The following is a 12,201-nucleotide window of genomic DNA, read 5'->3' as shown; positions in this document are numbered from 1 at the left end:
ACGGTAATGAACCATTAAAGCTGAGTCCATGCATCCTGCCAGTATACGCCCACTCCAGGTTCATAGGCCCAGGCTGCACCTGAACACCAACCAGAATAAGGGTATGGTTTACATTCAAAGTTCACGCCGCCGTTGGAAACTTGATCACCGGCCTGGTACGCAGTGCCTTCCACATAGGCTGGGAAATCACCCTCACCACCGGTTCCGCTTTCGTCTTTTGCAATGGTCACTGTCAGAGAGGCCGCATCGCTAGCCGTTCCGTCAGAAACACTGACACTGAAAGACAATGCTGTATCAGTCGTGTAGCTACCGGCCGTAAAGCTCAGGCTTGAACCATTAATAACGGCATTCACACCTGCAGGTACAGTCCAGTCGTACGTCAGGGTATCGCCATCGGCATCAGTGGACTGTGACGCATCCAGGGTGATCACATCATCTGCATTGGCTGTAACTGGGCCGGTCAGTGATGCAACCGGCGCGGTGTTTTGTGCACCAGGCGCTTTCGCAGTCACTGTGATGCTGTCGGTGGCTGTCGCCCCTTCATTATCCGTAACAGTCAGAGTAAAGACATATTGAGTATCAACCGTGACATCTGGCACTGAAATGGTTGCGGAAGCCGTATTCGCACCGTTCAGTGTCAATGCCGGTCCACTGGTCTGTACCCACTGATAGCCGGCAATCTGACCATCGCTGTCTGTTGATGAAGAACCGTTCAGAGTCACAGTGGCTGCAGTATTCACTTGCTGATCAGAACCTGCACGTGCAACAGGTGCACGGTTTCCTGCCGGTGCGCCAGCCAGGGATTCTTGCATCGCATTCAGGATGTCACCATTGTCAGCATCAATTTCCCATGCGAACAGACCGGCAAGTCCCAGATCACGCACATACTGACCTTTGGCCATAATAGAGCGTGGGCTGTCGTAGGTGACTAAATCGCCGTTACTCGGATCATAAGCCCATGGTGCTTCCGCCTGTTCGTCATAACCCAGTACGACGCCAGCTTTATTTTCATAACGGGTAACGACATCTTTATAGTCGATCACACCTGCTTCCCAGGAACCGGCGACAGCACCATTACCCACACCTGTCATCGGGTTGCTTGGATCTGTCATGCTGGCTTGGGTCACACCCGTCCAGCCGCGACCGTACATGGCTGCACCCACAACCAGTTTGTTGGCAGGTACACCCTGAGCAAGAAGACGCTCGACGCCATGTGCAGTGGTGTAAGCTGGACCTTGGCGAGGCTCACCGTTTTCATCAACACCTGTGCCGTTACATTGATCCGCTGTCAGATGGCTGCCACAGTTCAGCGCTGTCTGGTGACCTGTTACGTTGCTCCAACCGCCGTAGAAGTCGTAACTCATGTTGAAGATGTAGTCCATGTACTGAGATGCCTCAGCGTAGTTAACGACATCAATCTTGTCGTAACCAACACCAATTGCAGAAGTCAGTTCGAACTGACGACCTGTCTCGGCTTCCAGCCCATCCAGCATGGTGCGCAGTTCACGCATCAGCGCTACGTATGCCGGGCCATCGTTAACCGGATCACCCAGAGTGGTATTCGCACCTTTTCCGCCTGGGAACTCCCAGTCAATGTCGACACCATCAAAGAATTTCCAGGTTTGCAGAAACTTCTTCACACTGGCAACAAAGACATCACGTTTGGATTTATCGGTAAACGAGAAGAAAGGATCAGACAGCGTCCAGCCACCAATCGAAGGGATGACCTTTAAATCCGGGTAGCGTTGTTTTAGTGCCATCAACTGGCCGTAGTTTCCTTTGTAAGGGGTGCTGTAGGTATGGCCAGACTGTGGTTGTGGCATTTGGACAGCAGCCCAGGGATCGTGAATCGCGACTTCAAAATCAGCTGTGCCGGCACAAGCGCGACTAAGTGCCGCTAAACTATTGCCGCTCTCAATCTCGCCCAGTGATTCATTCGGACCACAAACAGGGATGAAGCCGTAAAGGATGTGTGTCAGGCTTTGGGCTGGGATCTTGTCGACGGTGAATTTACGGCCAAAGACGCCCCACTCAACAAAGTAGGCACCAATAACAGTATCAGCAGGGGTAGAGTAGGTGCCGTTGTTCGGATCGACATTCATGGGGAGTGGATCGAGATGGCTGCCGTCTGTATCTGCCACCACTATGTTGGTTGCAGGGCTGCTGCTACACGCTTCTTCAGCGCCAGAGCCACTGCATAATTCGACGGTTAACGCATATTGACCACCCTGAGTGATGGACAAGGTCGTAGAGCCAGCACCACTGGATGCCGGGTTAATATTTTCCTCAAATGCCACGTTGCCATTGAGCTTTACTTTCCAGTGGTCAGCCGTTTCGCCGGAATAACGTTGCCAGGCTACTGGCACATCTGCTGCATTTTTTACTGTGACAAGATCTTTGTAGGCGGTTGCAGCCTGATCAACTTCAACGATGGCATAGTCTGTTTCCATCCATGCAAGTTGAGGGGTACCCGGTGCGGCGAGCACACTGCAGGACATAGTCGCAGCGGCAACGGAGAGTGCAACCAAGTTAAACTTGTTTAATAGCATTGCTTTCTTCCTTGAGTCGAAATAATCAATAAGAGCAAATGACATGCCGGTCATAGCTAATAAATAGAACAGTTTCTTTTTTTCTCAAAGCAAGAAAGTTAAATAAATGATAAAAATGTTAATTAATGTGATCTTTTTTGCATTTGTGGTGGGTATTTAACTGCAATTAGCACGTGATAATGATTTGTAAACGAAAAACCCTTGGTTTCGACTGACTTTATAAATGTATAAAAATAAGTTTACTGCAATAAGATGGTTATGAGTGAGGTTTGCTATACAAACAATACTCATTAATAATCAATGAGATATGAATTTTTTGATAAAGAAGGAACGGCGATGTGGCTGAGGAGTTTACGTGCTTATGAGAAATTTATGAGGAAAACGTTTCAGTGTGACATGTGGACTTGCAACGCTCTTATTAATCAGGAACGTCTAAACAAGGAAATATGTACCAGTTAAAAGAAAACAAGCCAGAAGGATACTGGCTTGTTTGTATTGTTTTTATCTTGCTGATTTAGCGTGATTCTTTAGCCGTATCAGACTTAGGATGCCAGGCACCGTCTAGCTTGCTAAGTTCTGGGAACTTACGGCGGTCAAATGTTGGCACTTGCCCGTTTTTCACTTGTACTTCGTAATCTTTGATCACCTTGATAGCCAGATTAGACAACAGCACCAGTGCAGCAATGTTGATCAGCGCCATCATGCCCATAGAAGCATCGGCCATGTTCCATACGACAGGCAGTGAGGCAATTGAGCCAAACAACACCATAGCCAGCACAATGATTCTGAATGTGAACAAGCCTTTCTTCGTATTGCCGTTCAGGAACATGATATTTGTTTCTGCGTAACTGTAATTAGCAATAATGGAAGTAAAGCAGAACAGAATGATAGCGGCTGCCATAAAGTAGGTTGTCCAGCTTCCCAGCTCGTTCGTCAGTGCTTGTTGCAGCAGACCGATACCAGAAGCAGCATCAGGCTGATCCATCACACCTGACAGCATGATCATCGCGGCTGAGGCAGTACAAATGACAATGGTGTCAGCAAACACCCCGAGCATCTGTACAAAGCCTTGCGATGCAGGGTGGTTAGGGTTAGGTGTTGCGCTGGCCGCAACATTGGCCGCTGAGCCCATACCCGCTTCATTTGAGAACAGGCCACGAGCGATACCACTTTGCATTGCCTGCGCAATAGTATACGCCACGCCGCCGGCTGCGGCTTCCTGCCAGCCGAAAGCACTTTTAACAATCAGCGAGATTGCGGCAGGCAGTTCAGACATGTTCATGATGACAATCAGACAGGCGATAGCCAGATATCCAACCGCCATAACCGGCACGATACGAGCAGAAGCTTGCGCGATAGATTTTAATCCGCCCATGATGAAGAAGGCAGAACACGCCACAATAACCAGCCCTACATACTTACGGTCGATCTCAAAAGAATGGTTGAGGGCAGCGGTAATGGTGTTTGCCTGAACGGCATTGAAGACTAGTCCGAAAGCAATAATCAGACAGACTGAGAACAGTGTGCCCATCCAGCGGGCACCAAGTCCCTGCTCCATGTAATAGGCTGGGCCGCCGCGGTATTGCCCGTCTACATCTTTTACTTTATAGACTTGAGCAAGTGTGGATTCCACAAAAGCGGTCGCCATTCCCAGCAGGGCCATCACCCACATCCAGAAAATGGCACCGGGTCCGCCGACTGTCAGTGCGACTGCGACACCAGCCATATTACCGGTACCCACACGTGCTGCCATTGAAGTGCAAAATACCTGATAAGAGCTAATACCAGATTCTACATCTTTGCCTTTTTTCAAGACGCCGATGGCATGACGAAACTGTCGAATCTGAATGAACCCGAGGCGAAAAGTAAAATAGATACCTACAGCAACCAGCAGATATACAAGAAGGTGGCCCCATAGCAGTCCGTTAATGTCGCCAATGATGAGCATTAATTTTTCGTTGAGAATGGCGAGCCAATTGTTAATCGTTGCATCCATAGAATGATCCTGTGATGTCATATTGACTAAGAAGCAGGACAACAAGCATTGTCCTAAATGAAGGGAATGATTCAGCTCACTGGCTTATGCAGCGAGATGAAGAGATGTTCCCGAATGTGTAATAGTGACTTAATTTTCGTGCGAGAAGGTAGCACAAAATCCCGCAAATGGCTCAGGATATAGATCACGTTTTTAATGGATTTATACGACGTTACATGAGATTTATTACGTTGAAATTAATTTTTTATATACTAAAAACAGTTGCTTATTGAGTATTTGTTGTCTGTGCTGTAAGCGAAAAACCAAAGTAGGATTAATTTGTTGTTAACGGAATTTTAAACTAAATTTAACGCTATTCTTCAAATTATAACACTGTGATGTTGCGATTGAGATCGTGCTTTTACCTGATTGAGGGCCGTCGTTTTCACTGATGGTGCCGTCTGTTTAATGGACTTGATAATCGAAAGGTGGAGAGGGGGAGGGAGACGTCATAGTGCTTTTCTTCACGCTGATTGAGATACAGCTGAATTGGTAGCCACATATGCAAACGAACAGATGTTCATCGATGACAATGAACTCTTCGTGTTGTCCGCATTCTTTGCAATATGGTGCCTGTTCCATATCATGCTCCTTGGGGAATCGAGCCAATGATAGACTGAAGCAACTGTTGCTAAAAAAAGTTTTGAAAAAAATTCGAGGGGAAACAAATAAAGAAGATGAGAAGAATGAAACAAAAAAGCCTTTTGGTCGGACATACTGGATTTGAACCAGCGACCCCTACTCCCCCAGAGTAGTGCGCTACCAAACTGCGCTAATGTCCGCCAAAAGGCTTGCTAACTGACGAGCATATTACCAATACTGACTGCTTTTGGCAAAGCTAAATTGCTGAGAAACAGGCTATTATTTCATCGATTGATTAGCTGCTGGCTGATTCTGAGGGTGAAAGGGTATTTGTGTTGGTGCAACAGCGCACAGGTATCTGGCAAATTCACTAAAATAAACGTGCTGTAGCGGCAGTTGAGAATCCCAGTCCGAGATCGCTAAAATCATTTTTTGGTCAGAGAATTGTCAAGGACACAAAAATTATGTTCACAATAACGAAGACTGAGAGTATTATTTAATTACTGCTGCTACTCTTACACCCTCGTTAGAGTTCTCTATTATAATTAAGTGAGCGTACTACTCTTCTCACATACGCGCAGCAGAAGTCATAGCGTTAGTTTTTCGGCAGAATACGGGTCTTATGAGATATCTTGGGATCTTGGTTTAATTTTATTAATTTTGCTCTATTTCAAATAGCACAACAAGTGTCATGAATCTGTTAGTCGATGGCAAGAAAGTGCTCTTTATAAGAATAGTGTTTAGAGGTAATTCATGGCTAACTTTTCGGATGCGGAAAAAGCACTAAGTGCGATGCTAAAGAATGTTGAAAACGGGAAACATCTGCAAGAGACCAGAGCTGACTATCGTCAGGCACTGATTGACTTTGCCGACGAAGTACCGGGCAGACAGCGTGCTGTCATTAAGCGAATTCCGCTACAGAAAATAAATGATTTGATAGCAGTATTGAACGAATTTAAAGAAGAAGCTCGTCAGGTAAGAATGATTGAGATTCTGGCGTTGATGGAAAAAGACGGTGTTCACCCTGAAGAGTTGATGGACTCTCAGACTGAGGAATAACCTAACGTCTATCTGATTGCTACTTATAATAAAAAAGGAGAGTCATACTCTCCTTTTTTATTATGCTTCAGTGACTGTTGTGATGTAGTCGACTTCATTTTTATATTTGCGAACATTCCGTGAGAGAGTCCCTTTCGGTACGCCATATCGTTTCTCGGCTTCATAGCTTGATAAACCTTCGAAGACGACAGCCTCAACAGCAGTACGTTGATTTTGGGATTTGAAAATTCGCTCTGAGATTACTTTAAATTGTTCACGTGTCATAGCCAAAACTACTCGCTTGTTATTCCTTTATAGGCCTGCTGGGTATGACTGACCGGCAGTTCTGATTCCCGGTATAGTAGCAGTCATACCCTAACGTAAGCTTAATAAGCGAATATTTACTCCAGGAGTATAAGGCCGGTGGGAAGCGAATCGCCGTAAACACGCTGGTTTTCTTCCTGGGTCAACACTTTATGCTCTGCGACCATCTCGATCCAGCGCTCTGGCACTTTGCTTGCCAGTAGTTTATCTACTACCTTTTGTCGTAACTCATCATCAATATCCAGTGTTCTGTCGCCTGTTTTTCTGCACATCATTACGGCGGCAAGGGCAATATCAGGTTCATCTTTCCAGTCTGAATCTAATAACTCTGGCAGGCAGTAGCTGATATGCTGAGCCGTTAACAGGTTATGCCGACTTCCATAGAGCGGGAAGCGACTGCCAATCCTGCCAATTGCCCACCAATGCGCCTGAGCAAATTGTGGTTTTTGCAATCGTGAGAATAACCATTCGATCAGTTGCAGTTTCTTTTCAAATGCTATGTGCTCAAGAGAAGCTGCTAAACGCACTATTTGCTCATAGCCTCGCTCTTGCATCTCTTTTGCTAATTTAGGATTGCGGGTTGCGCTCGGATTAATGTATTTGGCGATATCTTTGTAAATGATTTCTTGCTGCGCCTGATTGAGACCACCTGCTACACGACGCCAGAATATCCACCAGTCATTCCAGCTTTGAGCAGACTGGTGAAATTGCAGATTGTGCTGATACAGCACCCAGACTTGATTCATGCGCCAGTCATCAACCGGGTCACCAAAACCGGGTCTTAACGTGTAACCTGTCAGTTTCAGCCAGTTTCGCTCATGTACAGCGGAGCGCCGCCGCCGTTTTTTGCTGTCAAGCAAGGTGTCGGCTAAGGCTCTTAATGAGGGCATTTCCCAGTCTTCACGCTTACCGAGGTACTTTTCCAGATCGTTTCTGAGTGTTTTTACCGGTTTTTCATCTGCGTGTTTTTTGCTGCCGCCATACGCTTTCTGAATGGCGATTCGGGCTGATTGCAAGGCGGTTGGATGGGGCATGTCTTCACTTGCATCAAGGTTATTATCGACAGAGGCTGCTTTTCGTACGGAAAAATCAACCTGCCATCGTTTATCTGGCATATCTGCGCTGACGCATTCCAATTGTAATGTGCCTACTTCAGTGAGCTGACAGGCCAGGGTAACATCAACTCTGTCTTTCTGGTTTGCTGCCAGTGATTCTCTGTCGGTCTCGCTGTTCAGAGTAATAACAAAAGGGGGCAGCGAGGTCATATGGGGTTTATCCAGAGTAAGGATATCCCCGGCCGAGATCGGCGCATCATCTGAAGAGGCATACAGATTAAAACGAACCGGTTCACCTAATGTCAGTGCGAATTTTCTGTCTGACAATGCCACTTCAACACCTTCTTCAGTGCCTCGCGGTAACAGGCAAATACCAGAATGAGCGGATTGTGTATGCAGGTCGAGGAAAAATGAGCGCGCAGATCCTCCTCCAATCTTCAGCTGTGCGCCGTGTCTGGCTTTTGCATATGCGACGGCGCCGTATGCGACAGCAAGGTCGGGATGCGGATTGTCCAGACAGGTGACGCTTGCTCCTTTCCAATGGGCAAAAATATCCTGAATACGTTCGGACAAAACAGGGCTGTTGAATACGCCGCCATTGAGCAAAATTGCAGGGGGAATAGCCTTAATCGATGTGTCGCTGTTGTCTTCGGCTAAGCCCATAGCCTCATGGCAGGCGGCACTATGTTCACTGATGAAGTGTGCCAGATGTCTGGATATAGCCGGATCTGAAGCGTAGGGTAAACCGAATTCCACAACGGCACTTTGACGTTGGCCAGGATGTTCATCAAACGCACTGACAGGGAAAAATCCGTCGAGCGCTATGTGGTTGACTTGCGCCTGAGTGAGTTCCGCCGAGCGGCTGCCGCCGATCAGTTTCGAGCCACTGCCAAGCAGCGTCACACTCACCTGATCGGGCGCATTCTCTGCCAGCAGTTGCTCCTTTGCACGACGTGTTTGCTGAATGAGCTTCGACAGGCCAGCAGCGCTTAGCCGTTTGCCGCCGGTGTGCAGGATATTCTCGGCCTGATGGGCCAGTGCCAAATCCAGGTTATCCCCACCCAGCATCAGGTGGTCACCTACGCCGATGCGATCAAGCTTAAGCCTTTCATTATGGTAGCTGACTTTAATCAGGCTGAGGTCTGTGGTACCGCCGCCAATGTCGCACACCATTAAAAGCGGTATATCTTTCAACAGGGTTTCCGCTTCATTGTGGTGACGGGAATACCAGTCGTAGCATACGGCCTGTGGTTCTTCGAGCAATACCATATGGCTTAGCCCGGCCAGTTTGGCCGCTTCTATCGTTAGCGCTCTGGCGCCTTCATCGAAAGAAGCGGGTATGGTGATAACAACATCCTGGTGGGCAAGTTTATCTTGTGGATGGTGGTAGTCCCAGCACTGACGGACATGGTTCAGGTAACTCGCACTGGCAATAACCGGCGATACTTTTTGCACACCGCTGCTGGCTGCCCATGGCAGAATCGGTTGATTGCGATCAACGCCCGTATGAGATAACCAGCTTTTTGCACTAGTGACTTGCCGGCCTTCAACTTTGGCCCCTAATTCGCGGGCATAATCACCTATGATCGCCTCTGGAAAGTCGCCATTAACGGGGTTGTTATCCCAGGGCAGAACACACAGATCAGGTGCTATTTCACCGCTTGTAGGATGGTATCTGAACGAGGGTAAAAGGGGTTTGCGTGCCACTTCACCGGGGGCGATGAGCTGGTCGATGTCGAAAATCTTTACAGCTTCATGTTGAAGATCAGAAGTAACAGGGCAGTAGGCGACAACGGTATGTGTTGTACCTAAATCTATACCCACTAAATATCGGGGAGAAGACATGTAAGACTCCGTGCCTGTTTTTACTCGGATGTTACCGTGTAACCAGCATGTGGCTGAAACTGGGTAAGCTGGGTAAAATAACGGCGCAATGAATGCGCCGTCGAAATATCATCTGAGAAAGCATTAACTTTCCCGAACGTCAAACTCTACTTGCCATTTCTGACCGCCATCAGTTGGAATGGCTTCCAGGCATAGGGTGCCCAATTCTGTCACCCGTGCCGCCAGTGAAACCGGAACGATCTGGCCCGCAGAACGACCATCGGATACCGGTAGGGTCACTTGAATCGCTGGCAGTTCTTCCAGCTCTTCTGGTTGCCACCAGTCAAGCAGGACACCCGGTGCATCTTCCCGGCGAACTGTTGAACCGAAGAATCGGAAAGTCACGGGCTGACCAATGATCAAGCCGAATTCTCTGCCTGATACGTCTGCATGACTGCCTTCTTCCATACCAAAAGGCGCTACGCAAAGTGCTTCTACAGGTGGCTCCATACCCGGAATGGCCGGCATGGCACTTTCAATGCCCACATAGTAGCTGCTGGCAATACCACCGCGAATGCGAACGCCTTTGCCCTGGCGCACTGAGCCGTAATAGGAAGCCCCGTGGGCAACAGCCAGATCCAAGTCCAGTCCCTGAAGGCGTTTGGCTTCCGGGCTGCCGGCCTGGGTCAGCCATTGATTGATGGTGGACGTCAGGCGTTGAGAAAGCAGATCGGATTTCAGCACACCACCGTTGAACAAAATTGCAGTCGGACGAATAAAGCCGTCATGAATTTGCTCAAAGCTGTCAAAAAGTTCATCCACGGCGGAGGATTGACGACTCAGAAAACCGGCAATATGACGGGTAATAGCGGCATCTTGTGCGTAAGGCAGTCCCATTTGTGTCAGAGCACCGCGCTGCATTTCAACCGGATGCTCTTCAATGCCTGTTTGTGGGAAGAAGCCTTCTACCAGTGTTTGCTGTACTTCCTCTTGGGTCAGTTCAGTCTGCAGTGTACCACCCAGCAGCTTGGAACCCCGGCTTGGCACCACAATGGGAACAGCCTGCAGAGTATCGTCTGTCAGCAGGGCTTCTTTAGCATCACGGCAAGCGTGGGTAATGGCTTGAATCTGCCAGGGTTGCAGCGCCTTGCCTTCCTGCGCCAGTTTGGCCTTCAGACGGTAAGCCAGCGCCAGATCCATGTTATCGCCACCCAGCAAAATATGATCACCGACAGCAACACGATTCAGCGTCAGGTTACCGTCTTCTTCCGTCACGGCGACCAGTGAGAGGTCGGTAGTACCACCACCGATATCAACAACCAGGACGACATCGCCCACGCTGACCTGATCACGCCAGGTGTCATCGTTATTCTTGATCCAGCTGTATACCGCTGCCTGTGGCTCTTCTAACAGCGTCAGGTGTTTGAAGCCCACTTCGCGCGCCGCTTCTGCCGTTAAATCGCGAGCCGCGGGGTCGAAGGAGGCCGGTACGGTAATGGTAACATCCTGATCGAACAGTGATGCATCAGGGTGTTTGTGATCCCAGGCTCTGGCCAGGTGAGACAAATAAGCGCGGGTCGCAGCCAGTGGAGAAACTTTAGTCACTTCTTCTGGCGCATTCAGCGGCAGAAAGGCATCACGACGGTTAATGCCGCCATGGCACAACCAGCTTTTGGCACTGGCGATTAAACGGATAGGGGTTTTACTGCCTAAATGGCGGGCCATCGCACCCACAATCGCATTCGGCTGAGCATCCCACGGCAGGGTAGTATCCCCTGGTGCCAGCTCAGATTCGTGTGCCTGATACATGAAAGAAGGCAATTGCGACTTGTCTTCTACATTGCCCGGAGTGGTCAGCTGGGCGATTGGCATCACAGTGACCGGTGCATCGTCCTGTTGTAAATCAACATAAGACAGAACGCAGTGGGTGGTGCCAAGGTCAATACCCACACTGTATTTATGTTCTTGATGTGCTTGCATTATAGCTCAACCTCAGCAGCCGACAGGATACGAGGGTCGTGTCCGTCTGACATTTTAGGTAAATGAATTTCTGTAACTTTCCAGCCGCGGTGAATGAGGGTGCCAGTGAAAGGTGCATTACCCACCACATTGCCTGTCAGGCGGACTTCAGAGGCATTAAAGCCTTCTGGTAAGGTGATGCGGGTTTCTTCTTCTTCACTGCGCACTGGCGCAAACCGGAAATATTCATCCAGTACTTTTTTACCGCCTTCGTGAATAACCCGGGCTGCCGCGCCAATTTCGGCATCGGCAAAGCCTTTCAGATCTTCTTGCATAAAGTCGATGAAACGTGCTTCTTTTTGCAGCAGAGACAGGAGCTGAAGCGCAGCGTCAGGCGTTGCGGTTTTGAGTTTAGATTCCACCTCAACAATTTTCTCTACTTCAACAATCTTTTCGACCGGTTTTTCGACTTCGACAATTTTTTCAACCTGGACTTCTTTCTCGACGACTTTCTCAACTTCTACCGGTTTGCCTTTCTTTGTCACGTATAGCAGTAAAAGAATAACAACCAGAGCGGCCAGTACGCCATGTGCCATATCAATAGTGGTTGGCATTGCGGATAAATCCACCGTCATTTTTGAAAAGTCTAAAGCCATATTTATCTTCTCTTTTGTCCGTGACAAGCTGAAAAATTTTGGCCCGAATATTAACACAACATATTGCTAATATAGCCAGTAAACACGCCATTTTTAGCGCTAGTTTCGCGAGAAACTGTCTCTTAGGTTACTTTGCAACCAAGTCAATATGACATTTTTCTGTCACAGGTTACATACAC

The 12,201-nt window shown here is 48.3% G+C and carries 7 protein-coding genes and 1 tRNA gene; 1 reads left to right on the top strand and 7 read right to left on the bottom strand.

Features of this window, described 5'->3' with window-relative positions; translation table 11 throughout:
• Positions 1-14 precede the first annotated feature (14 nt).
• The 3 genes from IFO68_RS15185 to IFO68_RS15175 form a co-directional block, all read right to left on the bottom strand.
• The gene (locus IFO68_RS15185) at positions 15-2,549 is read right to left on the bottom strand and encodes a glycosyl hydrolase family 18 protein (RefSeq protein WP_192016696.1); all 2,535 of its coding nucleotides are present in this window, start codon (positions 2,547-2,549) and stop codon (positions 15-17) included.
• Between the two features lie 514 nt (positions 2,550-3,063).
• Entirely contained in the window at positions 3,064-4,545 is a 1,482-nt protein-coding gene (locus IFO68_RS15180; protein ID WP_192016695.1) for an alanine/glycine:cation symporter family protein, read from the bottom strand.
• 744 nt (positions 4,546-5,289) lie between these two features.
• Positions 5,290-5,366 (bottom strand) — tRNA-Pro (locus tag IFO68_RS15175).
• 553 nt (positions 5,367-5,919) lie between these two features.
• On the opposite strand from IFO68_RS15175, the gene IFO68_RS15170 reads away from it, so the two are divergent.
• Positions 5,920-6,225: a hypothetical protein gene (locus IFO68_RS15170; RefSeq protein WP_192016694.1), complete on the top strand. Its 306-nt coding sequence runs from the start codon at positions 5,920-5,922 to the stop codon at positions 6,223-6,225.
• Positions 6,226-6,285: 60 nt separating this feature from the next.
• Here IFO68_RS15170 and IFO68_RS15165 read toward each other — a convergent pair whose 3' ends face one another.
• From IFO68_RS15165 to IFO68_RS15150, 4 genes are all read right to left on the bottom strand, one after another.
• Positions 6,286-6,489: a helix-turn-helix domain-containing protein gene (locus IFO68_RS15165; protein ID WP_027252139.1), complete on the bottom strand. Its 204-nt coding sequence runs from the start codon at positions 6,487-6,489 to the stop codon at positions 6,286-6,288.
• A 116-nt stretch (positions 6,490-6,605) separates the two neighbouring features.
• A complete protein-coding gene (locus tag IFO68_RS15160) occupies positions 6,606-9,428 on the bottom strand; it encodes an Hsp70 family protein (protein WP_192016693.1) in 2,823 nt (940 codons plus the stop codon).
• Positions 9,429-9,551: 123 nt separating this feature from the next.
• Entirely contained in the window at positions 9,552-11,387 is a 1,836-nt protein-coding gene (locus IFO68_RS15155) for an Hsp70 family protein (RefSeq protein WP_192016692.1), read from the bottom strand.
• Positions 11,387-12,001: a DUF2760 domain-containing protein gene (locus IFO68_RS15150; RefSeq protein WP_027252142.1), complete on the bottom strand. Its 615-nt coding sequence runs from the start codon at positions 11,999-12,001 to the stop codon at positions 11,387-11,389. The genes IFO68_RS15155 and IFO68_RS15150 overlap by 1 nt, the downstream gene beginning before the upstream one ends.
• Between the last annotated feature and the right edge of the window lie 200 nt (positions 12,002-12,201).

Source organism: Photobacterium arenosum, from assembly GCF_014841115.1.
In the GTDB taxonomy this organism is placed as follows: domain Bacteria; phylum Pseudomonadota; class Gammaproteobacteria; order Enterobacterales; family Vibrionaceae; genus Photobacterium; species Photobacterium arenosum.
The sequence above is the reverse complement of the archived record's forward strand: the minus strand, read 5'-3'. Positions and strand labels throughout refer to the sequence as shown.